The 18,366-nt window shown below is 33.7% G+C and carries 23 protein-coding genes; 14 read left to right on the plus strand and 9 right to left on the minus strand.

Annotated features, from left to right (window positions below; genetic code table 11):
• Positions 1-10 precede the first annotated feature (10 nt).
• Complete coding sequence (locus tag ACM595_RS11430; protein ID WP_419744311.1) at positions 11-901, plus strand: LysR family transcriptional regulator; 891 nt, start codon at positions 11-13, stop codon at positions 899-901.
• A gap of 279 nt (positions 902-1,180) precedes the next feature.
• Here the strand turns inward: ACM595_RS11430 and ACM595_RS11435 are convergent, their stop codons facing one another.
• Complete coding sequence (locus ACM595_RS11435; RefSeq protein ID WP_041079788.1) at positions 1,181-1,822, minus strand: FusD family fusidic acid resistance EF-G-binding protein; 642 nt, start codon at positions 1,820-1,822, stop codon at positions 1,181-1,183.
• Positions 1,823-2,202: 380 nt separating this feature from the next.
• Here ACM595_RS11435 and ACM595_RS11440 point away from each other — a divergent pair, with 380 nt between their 5' ends.
• Together ACM595_RS11440 and ACM595_RS11445 are read left to right on the plus strand one after the other, a co-directional pair.
• Positions 2,203-3,165: an NAD-dependent epimerase/dehydratase family protein gene (locus ACM595_RS11440; protein WP_002484105.1), complete on the plus strand. Its 963-nt coding sequence runs from the start codon at positions 2,203-2,205 to the stop codon at positions 3,163-3,165.
• Positions 3,166-3,471: 306 nt separating this feature from the next.
• A complete protein-coding gene (locus ACM595_RS11445; protein WP_002484104.1) occupies positions 3,472-4,548 on the plus strand; it encodes a branched-chain amino acid aminotransferase in 1,077 nt (358 codons plus the stop codon).
• 87 nt (positions 4,549-4,635) lie between these two features.
• Here ACM595_RS11445 and ACM595_RS11450 read toward each other — a convergent pair whose 3' ends face one another.
• Positions 4,636-4,854: a hypothetical protein gene (locus tag ACM595_RS11450; RefSeq protein WP_037539066.1), complete on the minus strand. Its 219-nt coding sequence runs from the start codon at positions 4,852-4,854 to the stop codon at positions 4,636-4,638.
• Between the two features lie 52 nt (positions 4,855-4,906).
• Entirely contained in the window at positions 4,907-5,176 is a 270-nt protein-coding gene (locus ACM595_RS11455; RefSeq protein WP_228481216.1) for a hypothetical protein, read from the minus strand.
• 160 nt (positions 5,177-5,336) lie between these two features.
• On the opposite strand from ACM595_RS11455, the gene ACM595_RS11460 reads away from it, so the two are divergent.
• Both ACM595_RS11460 and ACM595_RS11465 read left to right on the plus strand, forming a co-directional pair.
• A complete protein-coding gene (locus tag ACM595_RS11460) occupies positions 5,337-6,029 on the plus strand; it encodes an HAD family hydrolase (protein WP_419744312.1) in 693 nt (230 codons plus the stop codon).
• Between the two features lie 85 nt (positions 6,030-6,114).
• Positions 6,115-6,504 carry a hypothetical protein gene (locus ACM595_RS11465; RefSeq protein ID WP_041079785.1) on the plus strand — a complete coding sequence of 130 codons (390 nt, stop codon included), beginning with the start codon at positions 6,115-6,117 and terminating at the stop codon, positions 6,502-6,504.
• Positions 6,505-6,577: 73 nt separating this feature from the next.
• Here the strand turns inward: ACM595_RS11465 and ACM595_RS11470 are convergent, their stop codons facing one another.
• Together ACM595_RS11470 and ACM595_RS11475 are read right to left on the minus strand one after the other, a co-directional pair.
• Entirely contained in the window at positions 6,578-7,240 is a 663-nt protein-coding gene (locus tag ACM595_RS11470) for a deoxynucleoside kinase (protein ID WP_002484099.1), read from the minus strand.
• Positions 7,233-7,850 (minus strand): deoxynucleoside kinase, encoded by a 618-nt coding sequence (locus tag ACM595_RS11475; RefSeq protein WP_002484098.1) that lies wholly within the window; start codon positions 7,848-7,850, stop codon positions 7,233-7,235. The genes ACM595_RS11470 and ACM595_RS11475 overlap by 8 nt, the downstream gene beginning before the upstream one ends.
• Before the next feature lie 64 nt (positions 7,851-7,914).
• On the opposite strand from ACM595_RS11475, the gene tadA reads away from it, so the two are divergent.
• From tadA to ACM595_RS11490, 3 genes are all read left to right on the plus strand, one after another.
• Complete coding sequence (gene tadA / locus ACM595_RS11480; RefSeq protein WP_115343916.1) at positions 7,915-8,406, plus strand: tRNA adenosine(34) deaminase TadA; 492 nt, start codon at positions 7,915-7,917, stop codon at positions 8,404-8,406.
• 100 nt (positions 8,407-8,506) lie between these two features.
• Entirely contained in the window at positions 8,507-9,379 is an 873-nt protein-coding gene (locus tag ACM595_RS11485; protein ID WP_041079782.1) for an HAD family hydrolase, read from the plus strand.
• An 18-nt stretch (positions 9,380-9,397) separates the two neighbouring features.
• Entirely contained in the window at positions 9,398-9,964 is a 567-nt protein-coding gene (locus ACM595_RS11490) for an NADPH-dependent FMN reductase (protein WP_041079781.1), read from the plus strand.
• A 73-nt stretch (positions 9,965-10,037) separates the two neighbouring features.
• Here ACM595_RS11490 and ACM595_RS11495 read toward each other — a convergent pair whose 3' ends face one another.
• The 4 genes from ACM595_RS11495 to ACM595_RS11510 all read right to left on the minus strand — a co-directional run bounded on the left by ACM595_RS11495 (position 10,038) and on the right by ACM595_RS11510 (position 12,738).
• Complete coding sequence (locus ACM595_RS11495) at positions 10,038-10,376, minus strand: transcriptional regulator, SarA/Rot family (RefSeq protein ID WP_037539060.1); 339 nt, start codon at positions 10,374-10,376, stop codon at positions 10,038-10,040.
• Positions 10,377-10,801: 425 nt separating this feature from the next.
• Entirely contained in the window at positions 10,802-11,680 is an 879-nt protein-coding gene (gene folE2 / locus ACM595_RS11500; protein ID WP_002484093.1) for a GTP cyclohydrolase FolE2, read from the minus strand.
• A 14-nt stretch (positions 11,681-11,694) separates the two neighbouring features.
• A complete protein-coding gene (gene bshB2 / locus ACM595_RS11505; protein WP_002484092.1) occupies positions 11,695-12,360 on the minus strand; it encodes a bacillithiol biosynthesis deacetylase BshB2 in 666 nt (221 codons plus the stop codon).
• A gap of 12 nt (positions 12,361-12,372) precedes the next feature.
• Complete coding sequence (locus ACM595_RS11510; RefSeq protein WP_002484091.1) at positions 12,373-12,738, minus strand: YojF family protein; 366 nt, start codon at positions 12,736-12,738, stop codon at positions 12,373-12,375.
• Positions 12,739-13,109: 371 nt separating this feature from the next.
• On the opposite strand from ACM595_RS11510, the gene nagB reads away from it, so the two are divergent.
• The 6 genes from nagB (at position 13,110) to ACM595_RS11540 (ending at position 18,365) form a co-directional block, all read left to right on the plus strand.
• Positions 13,110-13,838 (plus strand): glucosamine-6-phosphate deaminase, encoded by a 729-nt coding sequence (nagB, locus tag ACM595_RS11515; protein ID WP_115347527.1) that lies wholly within the window; start codon positions 13,110-13,112, stop codon positions 13,836-13,838.
• Between the two features lie 119 nt (positions 13,839-13,957).
• Positions 13,958-14,590 (plus strand): 3-hexulose-6-phosphate synthase, encoded by a 633-nt coding sequence (hxlA, locus tag ACM595_RS11520; RefSeq protein ID WP_037539054.1) that lies wholly within the window; start codon positions 13,958-13,960, stop codon positions 14,588-14,590.
• Between the two features lies 1 nt (position 14,591).
• Positions 14,592-15,140 (plus strand): 6-phospho-3-hexuloisomerase, encoded by a 549-nt coding sequence (hxlB, locus tag ACM595_RS11525; protein WP_002484088.1) that lies wholly within the window; start codon positions 14,592-14,594, stop codon positions 15,138-15,140.
• Positions 15,141-15,520: 380 nt separating this feature from the next.
• Positions 15,521-16,885 carry an AMP-binding protein gene (locus ACM595_RS11530; RefSeq protein WP_081324751.1) on the plus strand — a complete coding sequence of 455 codons (1,365 nt, stop codon included), beginning with the start codon at positions 15,521-15,523 and terminating at the stop codon, positions 16,883-16,885.
• Between the two features lie 3 nt (positions 16,886-16,888).
• The gene (locus ACM595_RS11535) at positions 16,889-18,031 is read left to right on the plus strand and encodes a thiolase family protein (RefSeq protein WP_002484086.1); all 1,143 of its coding nucleotides are present in this window, start codon (positions 16,889-16,891) and stop codon (positions 18,029-18,031) included.
• Positions 18,003-18,365, plus strand: coding sequence for a hypothetical protein (locus tag ACM595_RS11540; protein ID WP_037539051.1), 363 nt, complete (start codon positions 18,003-18,005; stop codon positions 18,363-18,365). Before ACM595_RS11535 ends, ACM595_RS11540 begins: the two co-directional genes overlap by 29 nt.
• The last annotated feature ends 1 nt before the right edge of the window (position 18,366 follow it).

Below are 18,366 nucleotides of genomic sequence, written 5' to 3' on the forward strand. Positions count from 1 at the left end.
GGGTGAAGGTATGAATTTTGAACAATTAGCTTATGTTAAAAAAATTTATGAAACGGAATCCATCGTTCATGCTTCGGAAGCGATGCATATTAGTCAATCTGCAATGAGTCAATCGATCGCAAATTTAGAAGCAGAACTTGGCTATAAACTGTTTGATCGATCTCGAAAAGGCACGTTGCCAACTGAGGTAGGTAAAAAATTAATCCCTTTAATCATTGATATTTTAGAAGCAAAAGCACATTTAATATCAGAGGTTGATGTCATGCATTCAAATATTGTAGGCTCACTTAAAATTGCGACGATACCGACATTATTTAACAAAATCATACCGAAAGCATTGTCTACCTTTAAAAAGGATTATCCACACATTGAGGTTGAAGTGATTGAAAGTGACAGAGACAAAATTATGAAAATGGTAAAGGACAATGAGGTGGATATTGGCTTGATTGGGAAGACTGAAAGTGAAACATTCGGGCAGACCATCGTCTCTAATTCGCTTAATATATCTACAAATTTCAGATTGATTGTACCTAAAAAATCTAAATTATCATTACAAGATACGGTTGAAATGGAAGCTATTCAACAATATCCATTTGTATTATATGACCGCAATTTTTATCATCATAATTTTAAGCAATTTGAAGATGAAAATGGTCCGCTGAAAATTGTTTTTCGTACAAATAATCCTAGCGTTTTGATAAAAACAGTATCTGAAGGGTTAGGTGTCAGTATTGTTTCTAGTTTGATGCTTGAAGATGATCCGTTTCTTTTAAATGGTCTTATTGAAATGTTACCTATTGGCGCGCCTTTTGACTATTATATTTATTTTACTGCTATCACCCATTCAGATAGAACAAATGAACAAACGATTCGAACGTTTATTGATTATTTAAGAAAGTGAGTATGGAGGCCTAATAAAAACTGACTTTGTCGGCAGTTTTTTGTGCACGCTTTCCACAGGCACCGCCTTAGCCTGTAATCTTCGGTTAGCGTTTTTTCCAGAAGTCGTCCCTAAAAACTACCTTTATGATATGAAAAACATGATACGCCATAAATTAAAAGGTATTGATAGTTAATTTAAGTAATAACATAAATATAACAATAGACAAATCTGCCACAAATGAATAGGTGGGGTTGTCTATATCAAAAAAAGGCCCTAATAATAGGGCCCGTTTTTGGTTTATTGAATCTTATTCAAAAAATGATGGAAGTGCGATAAATCGGATATTTGGTGATTACATAAGGTGCTATCAAAACAAATGTAGTCACCTTTTTTGGTATATTGACCATCATTGCCAGTACGTGTTTTTCGCATAAATAGAGCAACACGGGATTCTTTATTGCAAATAGAGCAGAAACCTTTGACAGTTTGGTTAGAAATGTCTCCGTATACACCGTTTAATTTTCCAAAGTTATCATAATAAATGATGAATTTTCTATTTGAAGCAATATCATTCCAACCGATATACGTACTTGTTTGTAGCACTTCATCACTGATAAGTGGTGTTTTTAGCTTTTTAACTTTTTTAAAAAGGTTAGTGACTTGTTTATTACTCGGATGTTCAAATGGCTTAACATACATTTGTATGGTCGTTAAAATTTTTTGAGCTTGTTCTTTGGTAAGTTGTACATTCATGAGCTTTTCAACGTTTGAACGAATGGTAGTGTCTCTTGAGTTAAATGTACTAAGTATTTCATCACGTGTGACATCTTTGATTGAAGCGATTGTATTGGGATCGTTGACCGAATTATAAGCATTGACTAAATGTGCAACGCGTTCTTTTATATAGTTAAATTGATAAGGGTAAAGTTGTTTTTCCATTTTTATTAGTTCCTCTCACATAAATATAGCTTACATGCATAAGTTAGATGCCTTGTGATAAGGAATTAAATTACAAAGCATCGACTACGTTAATCGAACACTTTGTATTAATAATGTAGCATTTTTGTGCAACATATCATCATCTCCATATATGTTTAATAATTATCTTATAACAGGCTATCGTTTATGTGTCAAATCCGGTTTAATAATATAATATTGAAATCGCAATCAATTATTGTGTGGACTATATATTTTTAAAATAAATGTTCTTTCGATATATACAATAAAGCGTTTTTATAATATAATATAGGTGAAAATAAGGTTATTGTCCACTAGGGAAATACATTACAGTTTCTGTAATATACAAGGGAGATAGAAATATGAAAAAAATTATGATTACTGGTGCATTAGGACAAATTGGAACTGAGTTAGTTGTAAAATGTAGAACATTATATGGAAATGACAATGTCTTAGCCACTGACATTAGAGAACCTGAAGAAGGCTCTGCATTGAAAGATGGTCCATTTGAAATTTTAGATGTAACAGACAAAGCACGTATGGATGAATTAGTCGAATCATTCAAACCAGACACAATGATGCATATGGCTGCATTATTATCAGCAACTGCTGAAAAAAATCCATTATTTGCGTGGGACTTAAATATGGGTGGTTTAATGAATGCATTAGAAGTAGCACGTGAATATAAATTACAATTCTTCACACCAAGTTCTATTGGTGCTTTTGGTCCATCAACACCTAAAGTTAATACACCCCAAGTAACGATTCAACGTCCTACATCAATGTATGGTGTGAATAAAGTTGCTGGAGAATTACTATGCCAATATTACTTTGAAAAATTTGGTGTAGATACACGCAGCGTTAGATTCCCAGGTTTGATTTCACATATTAAAGAACCAGGTGGCGGTACGACAGATTATGCTGTAGATATTTATTTTAAAGCAGTTAGAGAAGGGCAATACTCAAGCTTTATCGCGAAAGATACATTTATGGATATGATGTTTATGGAAGATGCCATTAATGCGATTATCCAACTAATGGAAGCAGACGGCGTTAAATTAATTAATCGAAATGCTTATAATTTAAGTGCGATGAGTATTGAACCAGAAATGGTTAAAGAAGCGATTCAAGAATATTATCCAGACTTTAAATTAGACTACGATGTAGATCCAGTTAGACAATCCATCGCAGATAGTTGGCCTAATAGTATTGATGTAAGTTGTGCGAGAGCAGAATGGGGCTTCAATCCTCAATATGACTTAAGTGCAATGACTAAAGTGATGCTAGATGCTATTGAAGGCAAAGAGAAAGCAGAAGTAAAATAAATCATCTATTTTTTGAAGATAGAACTTCGTTCGATATACGGTTGTTAAGCATTTCACTATTTTAGGTGATGACATTAACGAAGTGTATGTCGACTATAGGTTCGGCTTCTTTTTTGTTTAAATAACAGCGATTTTAATACAAAATGCGAGCAATTAAACCATAAATTAATGTACGAACAGTGGTTTGATTATCCAAGATACATATTGTTGGTTTATTTGAAATTTTTTGAAAATTATTGAACACAGACTAGTGGATTGGTATAATTTAATATAATACTTAAGAATAAACATTGGGAGGAAGCAATCATGTCAGAAAAAATTAAATTTGTACAGCGTGAAACACTTAAAGAAAAACCGGATCCAAGTGAATTAGGTTTCGGGAAATACTTCACTGATTATATGTTGAGTTTCGACTATGATATCGATCAAGGATGGCATGATTTAAAAATTGTACCTTATGGTCCAATAGAAATTTCTCCAGCAGCACAAGGTATTCATTATGGTCAATCTGTATTTGAAGGCTTAAAAGCTTATAAACATAATGGAGAAGTTGATTTATTCCGTCCATCAGAGAACTTCAAGCGTATTAATAAATCGTTGGCACGCTTGGATATGCCACAAGTAGACGAAGAAGTGGTATTAGAAGGTTTAAAACAACTTGTAGATGTTGAACGTGATTGGGTACCGGAAGGTGAAGGACAATCATTATATATTCGTCCATATGTTTTTGCGACAGAAGGTATTTTAGGTGTACGTCCTTCATACTCTTATAAATTATTAATTATATTATCTCCATCGGGTTCATATTATGGTGGTGCATCACTCAACCCAACTAAAATTTATGTCGAAGATCAATATGTGCGTGCCGTACGCGGCGGTGTAGGTTATGCTAAAGTTGCAGGTAACTATGCAGCAAGCTTATTAGCGCAATCTAACGCTTCAGCTCAAGGTTATGATCAAGTACTTTGGTTAGATGGTGTTGAACAAAAATACGTGGAAGAAGTCGGAAGTATGAATATCTTCTTCGTTGAAAATGGTAAATTGGTAACACCAGAATTAAATGGTAGTATTTTACCGGGTATCACACGTAAGACGGTGATTGAATTAGCTCAAAATTTAGGCTATGAAGTGGAAGAACGCAAAGTATCTATCGATGAATTGATTGAAGCGCACAATAAGGGCGAATTAACAGAAGTATTCGGTACAGGTACAGCAGCAGTCATTTCTCCAGTAGGCCAATTAAAATACGGTGAGACAGAAATCGTAATTAATAATAATGAAACTGGTGAAATCACACAAAACTTATATGATCATTATACAGGCATTCAAAGTGGTAAACTTGATGATCCACAAGGATGGAGAGTCGTAGTACCAAGATATTAAAATTAATCCTAAAAAGGTTGGTAACGCATGCGCGTTACCAACCTTTTTTATGATGATATTTATTTGAATGACAGCCGCTGAACGATGTTAATCTTTTGAAATGTCATTAAAGACATCTTCGTTGATGCCTTCTTTAAAACCTTGTTTTACTGCATCAAAACTATCAAAAAAGCTAACAACAAATAAGGATAAGATAATGACGGCAATGCCTTTATACCAACTCGATGGTGACATCGGTTTTTGTCGTTTTGAAAAATAAACGCCGATTAGAATGCTAACGATAATAAAAGTAATTGCATAAATCATGATACGCTTACCCCTTTATTAATATGTATGAAATGATTTTAACTTTTTATTTTTAAATTTTTTCTTCATTTTTTGCTTTATGCTCGCCATTTTCTCCACCTTGCTTAATGTCATCTACATGATAGAATCCACTGACAATGACCATGGCAAATGCAATGACACCGATGCCTTTAAACCAACTGGATGGTGACATTGGCTTATCTCTTTTTGAAAAATAGATACCAATACATACTGCAATAATTACAAATACTATAAAGTAACCTATTTTAAAAACCCCCCTTGTAACATTTAAATGTTTTGCAGAATTTATATTTGTCGTCATTATGATAACATAATACGTATAGAACGCAAATTAAGTTAAGTATCAGATACATGCAATTAAATCAAATTCAGTTACAATATTTGTTTCGTGTGACATTTTTGTACTAAAATATAAAGCATGAATTATTTTAATTAAGCGAAATTATAGGAGCTGTTCAAGCATGAAATGGATTTTATTTGATAAAGATGGCACGATTATATATTTTGATCGTAGTTGGATGAAGATTGGTCTACAATTAGTAGATGATTTTATGGAAGCGTATGATCAAGATATTGATGATAAGTCAGTAGCATATGCACATTTAGGTGTGGTTGACGGTGAAATACAGCCGGGTACAATCATGGCTTCAGGTGCACTGGATGAAATGGTGCAAGCGTTTTGTGATATTGCTGGTCAAGATGTCACGAAATGGGCACAAGCACGCAGTCAAACCTTAGTAGATAATAGAGTGCCTGAAAATGTATTGGTTGAAGGTATCGAGGATACGTTAAAAACATTACAGAATCAAGGATATAAAATGGGCATTGTTACAAGTGATTCGAAGAAAGGTGTCGAGCAATTTTTAGAGATTGCTCAATTTAATCACTTTTTTGATGTCGTTATTTCAACCGAAGCGAATGCAGTCGAAAAACCAAATCCAGAAGTATTAAATCCATTATTTAATCAATATGATGTTGCTCCTGAAGACGTCGCTATTGTTGGTGACACTGCAAATGATATGCAAACCGGTGTTAATGCACAGCTCGGATTAAAAGTTGCGGTGTTAACTGGTGTAGGATTAGCAGAGGAATTTACCCAAGCGGATTATACTGTAGAAACAGCAAATGATATCGTAAATATATTAAAAAAATAGGCGCAGTGTCTAAATTATGTCATAATATGCTTAACGTATATTATGACTTTTTTAATATTTAATTTTAAATATTGAGGTGATCAAAATGATTGATGGGAAGTATGCAGATTATCATGGCGAGACGTTTAAAGTTGTGGAAATGATAAGTAATGATGTGGTGTTGGTTACTGAAGATGAACGAGCGTTAGATTTAGGGTTTGAAGCTAAAACAATAAAACATTCTAAACATACATTATATTTTAAACAAGTAGCACGTGATGATATCGATGAGCTTTACGCATTATATCAAGAAGCGCGATACGGTGGCGCAATTTTTGATTTGTATCAAGATACGGAAGGACAACTATATATCGGAACCGAAGACCAAGATAAGGCAAGTACCTTTGGTTTAGTACAAACGGATGAACATTATTACAGTAAATATGTGACAGACGATGAAATTGAAAAAATTATTTACCGTAGCCATATTGAGTAATTTACGGCTATACACATAAAAAGTCACTCCGACCAAAACTTAGTGGAGTGACTTTTTTTTTAATATATTGAATTTAACGTTGATCGACTTTACGATATGTTTCGATGACGTTGCGAATTTTGTCAATAACTGGGTTGAGTGTTTCAGGATCTTCGTGCAGATCATATTCATTAATATTGACTCGAACAACTGGACAAGCATTAAACTCGCTAATCCAATCTTCATAACGTTGATATAATTTTTGCCAGTATGCGGTATCCGTTTCAATTTCCATTTGACGGCCACGTTGTTTAATACGATTGATGACATCGTCATAATCGCACTCTAAATAAATTAATACATCTGGTTTAGGGAAGTAAGGTGTCATGACCATTGCGTTAAACAATTCAGAATAAGTTTCAAAGTCTTCAGGACTCATCGTACCTTGTTCTTGATGCATTTTCGCAAAAATATCGACATCTTCATAAATAGAACGGTCTTGAATAAAACCGCCACCATATTCAAACATTCGTTTTTGTTCTTTGAAACGTTCTGCTAAAAAATAAATTTGTAAATGAAAACTCCAACGCTCAAAATCATTATAAAACTTATCCAGATAAGGGTTGTGGTCTACGTTTTCAAATGAAGTTCTAAAATTAAAGCGCTCTGCTAAAGCTTTTGTTAATGTTGATTTACCAACGCCTACAGTTCCGGCGATAGTAATGACAGCATCTTGCGGGATACCGTAATTATTCATGCTCATGTCCTCCAATCAGTGGCTTCACTAATTCTAAAATATAATTATAATCGTTTTCATACTTCATAAAATCAAGGTGTGTCGTATCAATACGTATGACACGTTCACCATCGTTCTTTAAAGATTCGTAATAGTCATTGTAATCACGTTTTAAATTTAATAAATAATCATCTGCAATTTGATGTTCAAAGCTCCGATTACGGTGCGCAATACGTGATTTTAGTGTCGCCAAATCAGCGTCTAAAAAGATAATCATATTAGGCATTTCTAAATCTTCGGTTAAAATATCATAGATTCTTGAAAATTTATTGTATTCCGTTGTAGTTAGGGTATTATTTGCAAAAATTTTATTTTTATAAATATGGTAATCACTGACAATACCGTTTTCAATTAATGCGAGATCTTGAAATTGTTTATATCGATTACATAAAAAGAACATTTCTGTTTGAAAGCTCCATTTGGAAATATCTTCATAAAAATCCGATAAAAATGGGTTTTCTGTGATGATTTCTTTTTCTTCGTAATATTTATAAGTTTGACTAAGTTTATGTGCTAAAGAAGATTTTCCGACTCCAATCGGACCTTCCACAGCAATAAATTGTTTTTTCATATTTACCGCTCCAATGTTAAAATAGACAATAAATATTGTACCATATGTGAGGTGTGTGAGATACATGACAAATCATGAATTTTATATGGAAGTTGCGATTGAAGAAGCAAAAAAAGCTGGCAATATAGGTGAAGTACCTATCGGTGCAATTATTGTAAAAAATGATGAAATTATTGCTAGAGCGCATAATTTACGTGAATCTGAACAAAATCCAACTGCACATGCTGAACATATTGCGATTCAACGCGCCGCAGCTGCTTTAGGAAGTTGGAGACTAGAAGGCTGTACTCTTTATGTAACTTTAGAACCGTGCGTGATGTGTGCGGGGAGTATAGTGATGAGTCGTATTCCTTCTGTGATATATGGAGCTAAGGACCCCAAAGGTGGGTGTGCCGGTAGTCTAATGAATCTGTTGCAAGAACCAAGATTTAATCATCGGGCAACAGTAGAATTTGGTATTTTAGAAGAATCATGTAGTCAGTTATTAACTGCGTTTTTTAAAAGTATAAGAAAAAATAAAAAAAACATTCGAACAGCCGATAATACAAAAAAGTAAACATTTGATAGAATATGAATATGTTACAAAATTATGGCAAATGAGAATCATATATAATTGATTTTGTGTTATCGATCTTAGAAGGGAAAGAGGTAAACAAATGATAAATTTAATTGCTACAGATATGGATGGGACGTTACTAAATGCTGCACATGAAATATCGGAAGAAAATATAAAAGCTATAAAGTATGCACAATCCCAAGGTATTACAGTTGTTATAGCAACAGGACGTGCTTTTTATGAGGCGAATTCACCGGTAAATCAAACAGATTTAAAACTACCTTATATTTGCTTGAATGGTGCCGAAGTTAGAGATGAATCATTTAATATTATGAGTACATCCAATTTAAATCGTGAATTGATTAATCGAATTACAAATGAGTTAAAGTCAGAAGATATATATTATCAAGTATATACAAATTTAGGTATTTATACTGAAAACCCTCAACGAGATTTAGAAATCTATATCGATATTGCAGAACGTGCAGGTCAAAAAGCGGATGTTGAAAAGATTAAAGCAGGTATTCAAAAGCGTATTGATAATGGCACATTAAAAGTTGTAGATAATTACGACAAAATTGAGGATACACCGGGTGAAATTGTGATGAAAATATTGGCATTTGATAGTGATTTAGCAAAGATTGATCGTGTGAGTGAAAAATTAGCACAATCAGAAAGTCTTGCCATCTCATCCTCATCTAGAGGTAATATTGAAATCACACATTCAGATGCTCAAAAGGGCATTGCATTGGAAACAATTGCTGAGCGATTAAATATTGATATGGAAAACGTAATGGCCATTGGAGATAACATGAATGATATTTCTATGTTAGAGCGAGTAGGTTATTCGGTATCTATGGCAAATGCAGCACCAGAAGTAAAAGCAGTCGCGACGTACACAACGGATTCAAATGAAGAAAGTGGTGTCGGTAAAGCGATTATGAAACTACTTCAAGAAAATAACAAAAAATAGTATGAGGTGAAGTAATAAATGAAAGGTTTAATTATAGTTGGTAGTGCTAAAGTGGGGTCACATACAACAGCACTATCTCAATATTTGAAAGGTCATTTTGAAGAACATGACTTTGATGTTGAAATTTTTGATTTGGCGGAGCAACCTATCCACCAACTTGATGTTTCTGGAGCATCTAATCCAAGTGAAAGTTATAAAAATAATTTACAAACATTAAAAACTAAAGCAAGAGAAGCTGATTTTTTCGTACTAGGTAGTCCTAATTATCACGGTTCTTACTCAGGTATTTTAAAAAATGCTTTAGACCATTTAACAATGGATGATTTTAAAATGAAACCAGTAGGATTAATAGGTAATAGTGGTGGTATTGTCAGTTCTGAACCATTGTCACACTTACGTTTAATTGTACGTTCGTTATTAGGTATTGCAGTACCTACACAAATTGCTACACATGATACGGATTTTAAAAAATTAGATGATGGTACATATTATTTAGCTAATGAAGAATTTCAATTACGTGCGCGTTTATTTGTAGATCAAATTATTTCATTTGTAAAAAACAGTCCATATGAACATTTAAAATAAGCCAGTTCAATAAGCAAGAAAGAAGCGCTTATAGGTTATCTATCAGATATAGGTAATCTATAGGCGCTTTTGATTAACTGTTTATTTTTAAGATATTAGAAACAATCGAATGATACTGTCGTATAATTTTAGTGATTTTGTCAAAATCAATACTATGTAAATAGATACGTCGTTCATCATGTTCATGGCGTGATTTTGTAAATAAACCGAAGTTACTCAGGTTATTTATTTGAATCGAAATCGGTGTATTGTCAATGTTTAAATGTCTTTTAAGTTCTACTGCATCAATTTTGTCTTTATTTAAGTATTTCAATTGTTCTAAAATAATAATTTCTAAAAATGTTAAACCTAAATCTTTCTTGATTGCCTTTTTTATGATGTTTCTGTTTTTTTCATATAAAATTGTATTCATATCTAACCTCTCATTTCTTTTAAACCCGCTAATGAATGTATAGAGTCATAACGCATTTGCTTTCATAAGTAATTTTAGGAAAATGGATTAGTTTTCCTAGAAAAGGAGATGCCATGTTTGGTCATAATCCATTTTATTATTATCAACAATTTGTATGATTAAATTGAGATAGAAATACTGCCATAATAATTTTAATATGTAAATTGTCTATAGAACATCAGCGAAATTTAATTATTAATATCTATTGTTTTAATATTAATAGATTATTGCAAAATTTAGGGTGTAAATTTTAGCATAACACATTAAAATTTTACTTTGATAAAAATTGAGATGAATTTAGAATGAAAATAAATTAAATGAAAAATGACAAAAAAGCATATGCGCAACCGAATCAAGAGGGTTACACATATGCTAAGTCATAATGATTATTTTCTATATTTTAATTTTGCGAATGCATCGTGTTGATGAATAGATTCTTCATTACGGCATTCAATATCGAAGCCATCGAGCCAATCAAAATCGACTAAATCTGCTGCGATTAAGCGAATGAGGTCTTCAACAAATCTAGGATTTTCATATGCACGTTCCGTTACGCTCTTTTCATCCGGTCTCTTCAAGATAGGGTATAATATAGAGCTTGCATTGGCTTCCATGGCATCTAAAATCACATCTTTGTAATTATCAATCAGCTCAATGTCTTTATTAATGTATGCCTTCACAGTTACAATACCACGTTGATTGTGTGCAGAATATTCACTGATTTCCTTAGAGCAAGGACATAGTGTCGTTACCGCTGCTTCAATCGTAATTTCTTTACGTGTCACATTTTGTTTATCAATTGCTAAACCATAAGTGACGTCCGCATGTCCAACTGCTTTAATTTGTGTTATTGGGCTAAAACGGTCAAAAAACCATTTTGCTGATACGTCTAATCCTGCAGCATTTTGATTCATACGTTCTTGTAGGCTGCGTAATAATTGGTATAGTGCATCAAAATCTAATTCAATACCGTTATGGTAATGTTTTTCAACACTTTCTAAAATACGGCTCATGTTAATTCCTTTTTCGTCTAGGTTTAAACTAGTTGAAAAGCTAAAATTACCAGCAGTCTGGAAACGATCAACAAGTACTGGATAAACCAGATTCTTAATACCGACTTCTTCTATTTCAAATAAGAAGTTTTTATGGGTGCTTTGTAAATCTTTCATTTCTTCTTTTATTGTTGGTTTCGTACCTTCTATTGGGTCGACGGATCCAAAATGTTTCCAACGACCTTCACGTGTAGATAAGTCAAATTCTGTCATGCTATTGCCTCCACTTAAGATTCAAAGTTATAAGTCCAATAAGGTTCTACTTCTAAGAAACTTTGTGCTTCTCCAGATACTTCAGGTGTGGCTAATTGTTTTAAAAAAGGACCTGTCTGAGATGAATGGGCTTCAAATGCGCGAAGTTTTACCTCTTTATAATCACTGATCTCATTTAGTATATCAGGGGCACCTAGTTTTTCTGGTGCATCATTACTAAATGCTACGAGTTGTAAACGTGGTCTTTCAGATGCTGGCATGCGACCAACTGTTCTAACGACAGCCTCTGCAGTCGCTTCATGGTCTGGGTGCACAGCAAATTGCGGGTAGAATGAGATGATAACAGATGGGTGTAATTCATCGATTAGCGATTGAACCATTGCGTCCATCTCATCATGGGGTTCGAATTCCACCGTTTTATCTCTTAATCCCATTTTACGCAAGTCAGTTATGCCTATGGCTTCCATTGCGTTTTCTAATTCTTTTTCACGAATATCCGGAAGTGTTTCGCGTGTTGCAAAAGGCGGATTACCTAAATTACGGCCCATTTGACCTAATGTTAAACATGCATACGTAACCGGTACGCCATGATCAATATATCGTGCTAATGTGCCTGCAGATGAGAATGACTCATCATCTGGATGCGGAAAAATGACTAATACTTGGCTTTCCTCTGACATGGTATGCCCTCCTTACGCTTTAAATGGTGTTGTACTGATTTCTAAGGCAGCGGCTAATTGTCCTTCATAATTAAATCCAGCTAATAGAAATTCATCATTTTCATTGACTTCGAAATGCGTTAATCCTTGTACATAAACCCAACCATTATCTTTTAGTTTGAGTCCAACACGATAAGGGTCTTTGTTACCACCTTTGAGTTGCGCATGTTCATAAGTAACTTGAATATTTCTTAAAAAAGTACCGGCATTAAATACGCGTTGGTCGAAGTGGGCAGCATATGCACCATTTGTCGTTTCAACGTGAAGGTATACAGGTTTATGCTCATATGATGAAAGTAAAGTTTGTACTTTGTCATAATCGATCTCTTCCAAATTCATTGCCTCCTTGCTTTCAGAACCTAATTTTACAAAATTCATTTATTGAAATCATTTTTCGGTATCGTATTCATTAATAAATCAGTCCATATCTTAGTGTAAACCGACTTTTATACATTTTCTACCTGAAAAGTAAATTTTATAGATAAGATTGTATTTTTTGATTATCTTTCCATTCTACTAAAAAGTACATCATAAATGTATCTCTATGCTCAATAAATCGTAAGTATTTTATAATTTTTTGTTAAGTATGATGTAGGAATTCGATTTCTGTCAAAAATAAGATAATCACGTATAATAAGTAAGTGTAAGTATATGTAAGTATATGGATAGATTAGAGTCGTTTTGTATTTATTTACGGGGAGGGCACGTATATGAAAATAACAAATCTTGGTACAAGCGGATATGCTTCATTTTATGTGGCGTGTGAATTATATAAACAAATGAGCCAACAAAATCATAGTAAATTAGGACTAGCTACAGGTGGCACGATGGTAGACGTATATCGTTTTTTGGTGCAATTATTAAGAAAAAACAAATTAGATGTTAGTGAAATTGAAACGTTTAATTTGGATGAATACGTCGGACTCGATGCACAGCATGAGCAAAGTTACCATACTTATATGAATGAGATGCTATTTAAACAATATCCTTATTTTAATCCATCATTACTTCATATACCAAACGGGAATGCCGACAATTTAAACGATGAAACGAAACGCTATGAACAATTGATTAATCAAAAAGGTCCAGTAGATATTCAAATTCTAGGTATTGGTGAAAATGGTCATATTGGTTTTAATGAACCAGGCACAGATATTAATAGCGCAACGCATGTCGTTGATTTAACAGAAAGTACAATTAGTGCAAATAGTCGTTATTTCGATAACGAAGTAGATGTGCCCAAACAAGCAGTTTCTATGGGATTATCTACCATATTAAAAGCGCATAGAATTATTTTATTAGCTTTTGGTGAGAAAAAAAGAGCTGCTATTGAAAAATTAGCAGAAAATGAAGTGAACAGCGATGTGCCCGCTACGATATTACATGCACATCCAAATGTAGAAATATATGTTGATGACGAAGCGGCACCTCGATTATAGAAATTCGTTTTAAATTTTATGAAACGGGTAGACATTTTAAGTAAATGATTTTAATGAGTAATCAGTAAGTTTAGCCATGTTATGGCTTTGATAATTTAATTCAAGAAGGGATGATCATTTTGGAATTACAACTAGCAATTGATTTATTAAATAAAGAAGAAGCGGCAGAGCTTGCAAATAAAGTAAAAGATTATGTAGATATCGTAGAAATTGGTACACCTATTGTGATTAACGAAGGTTTACCAGCAGTACAATATCTAAACGATAATATTGATGGCGTAAAAGTTTTAGCAGATTTAAAAATTATGGACGCAGCAGATTATGAAGTAAGCCAAGCAGTTAAATTTGGTGCTGATGTAGTAACAATCTTAGGTGTTGCTGAAGATGCATCTATCAAAGGTGCAATTGAAGAGGCGCATAAAAATGGCAAAGAGCTATTAGTGGATATGATTGCAGTACAAGATTTACAAAAACGTGCTAAAGAATTAGATGAATTAGGTGCAGATTATATCGCTGTACACACTGGCTATGATTTACAAGCTGAAGGTGAATCACCATTAGAAAGCTTACGCCAAGTTAAATCAGTTATTAATAATTCTAAGGTAGCTGTTATTGGTGGTATCAAACCAGATACAATTAAAGAGGTTGTAGCAGAAGAACCAGATTTAGTTGTCGTAGGTGGCGGTATTGCTAATGCAGATGATCCAGTAGCAGCTGCAAAAGCATGTAAAGATGCGATTGAAGGCAGATAATATGACTGAAATTACAAATTATCGATTAATTTTAGATGAATTAGACCATACACTATCGCATGTCAGAGATAATGAGGCGGAAGCTTTTTTAGCACAAGTAGTCAAAGCGAATCAAGTCTTTGTAGCGGGTAAAGGTCGCTCTGGATTTGTAGCGAATAGTTTTGCTATGCGTTTAAATCAATTAGGCAAATATGCGCATGTGGTCGGAGAGTCAACAACACCATCGATTACGAAAGATGATTTATTTGTTGTTATTTCTGGCTCTGGTTCTACAGAGCACTTGCGTATCTTAACTGAAAAGGCTAAAAGTGTTGGAGCTGAAGTTGTATTACTAACGACAAGTCCTAATTCAGCGATTGGTAAACTTGCAAATGCAGTGATTGAGTTACCAGCTGGCACGAAATATGATGCTGAGGGATCAACGCAACCTTTAGGTAGTCTTTTTGAACAGGCATCACAGATATTATTAGATAGTATTGTTTTAGATTTAATGTCTGAACTGAACGTGGATGAAGAAACAATGCAACAAAATCACGCTAATTTAGAATAATTGAGTAGCGATTAAACATTTAAGCAGTGTTGCTTAGATTTTCGAGAGTCGACAAAGTTATAAATGCTTTGTCGACTTTTTTATGCTCAGGTTTAAACAATTTTTAATTACTATTTTGTATTTAATCGTTTTGCAAGTTAGTGACACAAATGCAACGGTTTAGAGTGGTTATTTTAGGTTGATTACCAAAATGGGATGACTCCCCATAATTAATGAAATGTAATTCGAATATTGACTTATCATTACCCAAATGAACGCTTAATTGAGGTGAAAATGGAAAATATAAGTTCATATTTACCACAAGGAAAGATTCATGCTATTTAGCAGTTTTAATGTTAACATATTTGTTGTGAAGGTTAACAAATAGTGGGGGAATCATAGTGGAATTATTAAAGAAAATGGATGATTATGCGAAAAAACAACCCAATCAATATGCTTTAGACTTTGGACGAGATAAACAAACGTATGCAGGGTTAGTACAAAATATGAAATGGTATAAACAACAGTTTCAGCATATACCACAATATAGTTATGTGGGGTTACTAATTGAAGATCCTTTAACCACCATAGAATTATATTTAACCATGCTTCATCATCAATGTATTCCTTGTATATTGGACTATCGTTGGTCAGAAGAACAGATTAAAACACTGATAGATCATTATGGCATCCCATTTTTAATAAATAGTGAATTAGAAGTGATAAAAACGCAAAATGAACAGGGACAACTCAAGTGGCACGAAGATGTATTACATATTGGCTTTACTTCTGGAACGACAGGTTTGCCTAAAGCTTATTATAGAAATGAATTATCTTGGATATATTCTTATGAAGAAACAGAAAAATTAATGAAAACTGAAATAGATACTATGATTGCACCTGGCCCCTTGTCACATTCATTATCTTTATTTGTGTGTGTCTTTGCGCTATACACAGGACGAACGTTTATTGGACAACAGCAATTTGATGCTCAGACATTAGCGGACATGATGCAAAATGATCATACAATCCATCATTGTGCTTTGTTTGTAGTTCCAACAATGTTAGATGCCTATGTATCTGGACAATTGGAAATACAACAAATTAAATATATTTTTTCTACTGGTGATAAATTACCTTATAGTTTGAGAAATCGTGTTGCTACGCATTTTCCTTATGCAACGTTAATAGAATTCTTTGGAACATCGGAAGCAAGTTTTATAAGTTATAACTATGATAATGAAGCCCCTAGCCATTCGGTGGGTAAGCTATTTCCAAATGTGAAAATTGATCTTGAGCAGCCTGACGACAAAGGTATTGGTAAATTAAAAGTTAAGAGTAACATGGTCTTTAGTGGATATGTTGATGATGCACATCAAAGTGATTGTTGGATAGGCATAGGTGATTTTGCATCTATGGATGCCCATAACTATCTATATTTACACGGTCGTGAGCATGACCGCATGATTATTGGTGGGAGAAATGTTTATCCAATAGAGGTTGAACGTGCTGTACAAGATTTCGAAAGTTTTCATGAGGTTTTAGTGATTAGTACACCGCATACAAAATTTGGAGAAATTGCTGTTTTATTATATACAGGCACAGAACACGTGACTTACAGCGAACTAAGAGCATTTTTATCGAAGCGATTAGCGAGATATCAAATACCTTCCAAACTGTTAAAAATAGAAAAAATGGAACATACCCAAAGTGGGAAAATTGCACGTGAAACTATGAAACAGCGTTATATGAAAGGAGCACTTTAAACTATGACAGAAGTTGTTATTGTGGCTGCGAAACGTACGGCATTTGGTAAATATGGCGGTTCATTAAAACATTTGGAACCTGAAGCATTATTAAAACCATTATTTCGTCATTTAACTGAAACCTATTCAGAAGCGATGGCTCATATTGATGATGTAATCCTTGGAAATGTAGTAGGTAATGGTGGAAATATTGCTAGAAAAGCTTTGCTTGAAGCAGGGTTAAGTGAACATATACCAGGTTTAACGATAGATAGACAGTGTGGTTCAGGATTAGAAGCGGTCATTCATGCATGTAGAATGATACAAGCGGGTGCAGGTCATATTTATATTGCAGGTGGTGTAGAAAGTACGAGTAGAGCACCATGGAAAATTAAAAGGCCACAATCGGTTTATGATACACATTTACCGGAATTCTTTGAACGTGCTTCGTTTGCACCAGATGGACAAGACCCATCAATGATTGAAGCAGCAGAAAATGTTGCTAAAACCTATGGAATTACAAGAGAAGAACAAGATCAATATGCTTTAAATAGTCATAAAAAAACAATAGAAGCCTATGAAAACAATATCATTCAACAAGAAATTATAAATTTAAGTGCTAAAGGTGAAATATTTAATAGAGATGATAGCATCAAAGAAAGATTAAACGTACGTACATTAAGTCGCTTAAAACCTTTATTGTCAGAGGGGACAGTTACTGCTGGAAATTGTTGTATGAAAAATGATGGGGCAGTATTACTTATGATTATGGATAAAAAAACTGCTTTAGCACATAAATTTAAGGAAGGCTTAATATTTAAAGATAGCATTACAATAGGTGTAGAACCGACATTGCTGGGTATGGGTCCAGTACTTGCAGTTTCTAAGTTACTTCGCAAAAACAAGATGACGATAGAAGACATCAACGCAATAGAATTAAATGAAGCATTCGCGTCTCAAGTAGTAGCCAGTCAAAGATGTTTGGATATTCCAGCACATAAGTTGAACAAATATGGTGGTGCTATTGCTACTGGTCATCCGTATGGTGCAAGTGGGGCTGCACTTGTAACTCGCTTATTTCACATGAAAAATGATAAACGTACTATTGCAACAATGGGTATTGGAGGAGGAATGGGCAATGCAGCCTTATTTGAAAGATGGTTATGAGACAAAAGTAATCATATTTAATGCTGAAGCAGTACGGCAATATAATGCGTTTTTTAATATTTCGGAAGAAGATGTCGTTCAACCACTTTATTGCGCCAAGTTATGGCCCGAATTTACGTTATTTCAACCGTTTCAAAAAAAAGAAATCATACTTAGAGAAACCCAAGTTACTCAAATACACGATATAAAGGTGAATATACACTATTTAGCACAAATGTGCGTGATAGAGCAGAAAAAGGTACGCCAATTTATGAAATATGTCTTGGAATTGCAAATTTATAAAAATAAATCTAAATGTATAACTATCAGACAAACGTTTATGGAGAAATTTTAAA

The sequence above is a fragment of the Staphylococcus sp. LKG3-1 genome, from assembly GCF_048568385.1.
Classification (GTDB): domain Bacteria; phylum Bacillota; class Bacilli; order Staphylococcales; family Staphylococcaceae; genus Staphylococcus; species Staphylococcus saprophyticus.

Excerpts from the sequence above, each read along its gene's own strand:
- ACM595_RS11430 (WP_419744311.1), top strand. The coding sequence starts at position 11 with ATGAATTTTGAACAATTAGCTTATGTTAAAAAAATTTATGAAACGGAA.
- ACM595_RS11435 (WP_041079788.1), bottom strand. The coding sequence starts at position 1,822 with ATGGAAAAACAACTTTACCCTTATCAATTTAACTATATAAAAGAACGC.
- ACM595_RS11440 (WP_002484105.1), top strand. The coding sequence starts at position 2,203 with ATGAAAAAAATTATGATTACTGGTGCATTAGGACAAATTGGAACTGAG.
- ACM595_RS11445 (WP_002484104.1), top strand. The coding sequence starts at position 3,472 with ATGTCAGAAAAAATTAAATTTGTACAGCGTGAAACACTTAAAGAAAAA.
- ACM595_RS11450 (WP_037539066.1), bottom strand. The coding sequence starts at position 4,854 with ATGATTTATGCAATTACTTTTATTATCGTTAGCATTCTAATCGGCGTT.
- ACM595_RS11455 (WP_228481216.1), bottom strand. The coding sequence starts at position 5,176 with ATGACGACAAATATAAATTCTGCAAAACATTTAAATGTTACAAGGGGG.
- ACM595_RS11460 (WP_419744312.1), top strand. The coding sequence starts at position 5,337 with ATGAAATGGATTTTATTTGATAAAGATGGCACGATTATATATTTTGAT.
- ACM595_RS11465 (WP_041079785.1), top strand. The coding sequence starts at position 6,115 with ATGATTGATGGGAAGTATGCAGATTATCATGGCGAGACGTTTAAAGTT.
- ACM595_RS11470 (WP_002484099.1), bottom strand. The coding sequence starts at position 7,240 with ATGAATAATTACGGTATCCCGCAAGATGCTGTCATTACTATCGCCGGA.
- ACM595_RS11475 (WP_002484098.1), bottom strand. The coding sequence starts at position 7,850 with ATGAAAAAACAATTTATTGCTGTGGAAGGTCCGATTGGAGTCGGAAAA.
- tadA (WP_115343916.1), top strand. The coding sequence starts at position 7,915 with ATGACAAATCATGAATTTTATATGGAAGTTGCGATTGAAGAAGCAAAA.
- ACM595_RS11485 (WP_041079782.1), top strand. The coding sequence starts at position 8,507 with ATGATAAATTTAATTGCTACAGATATGGATGGGACGTTACTAAATGCT.
- ACM595_RS11490 (WP_041079781.1), top strand. The coding sequence starts at position 9,398 with ATGAAAGGTTTAATTATAGTTGGTAGTGCTAAAGTGGGGTCACATACA.
- ACM595_RS11495 (WP_037539060.1), bottom strand. The coding sequence starts at position 10,376 with ATGAATACAATTTTATATGAAAAAAACAGAAACATCATAAAAAAGGCA.
- folE2 (WP_002484093.1), bottom strand. The coding sequence starts at position 11,680 with ATGACAGAATTTGACTTATCTACACGTGAAGGTCGTTGGAAACATTTT.
- bshB2 (WP_002484092.1), bottom strand. The coding sequence starts at position 12,360 with ATGTCAGAGGAAAGCCAAGTATTAGTCATTTTTCCGCATCCAGATGAT.
- ACM595_RS11510 (WP_002484091.1), bottom strand. The coding sequence starts at position 12,738 with ATGAATTTGGAAGAGATCGATTATGACAAAGTACAAACTTTACTTTCA.
- nagB (WP_115347527.1), top strand. The coding sequence starts at position 13,110 with ATGAAAATAACAAATCTTGGTACAAGCGGATATGCTTCATTTTATGTG.
- hxlB (WP_002484088.1), top strand. The coding sequence starts at position 14,592 with ATGACTGAAATTACAAATTATCGATTAATTTTAGATGAATTAGACCAT.
- ACM595_RS11535 (WP_002484086.1), top strand. The coding sequence starts at position 16,889 with ATGACAGAAGTTGTTATTGTGGCTGCGAAACGTACGGCATTTGGTAAA.
- ACM595_RS11540 (WP_037539051.1), top strand. The coding sequence starts at position 18,003 with ATGCAGCCTTATTTGAAAGATGGTTATGAGACAAAAGTAATCATATTT.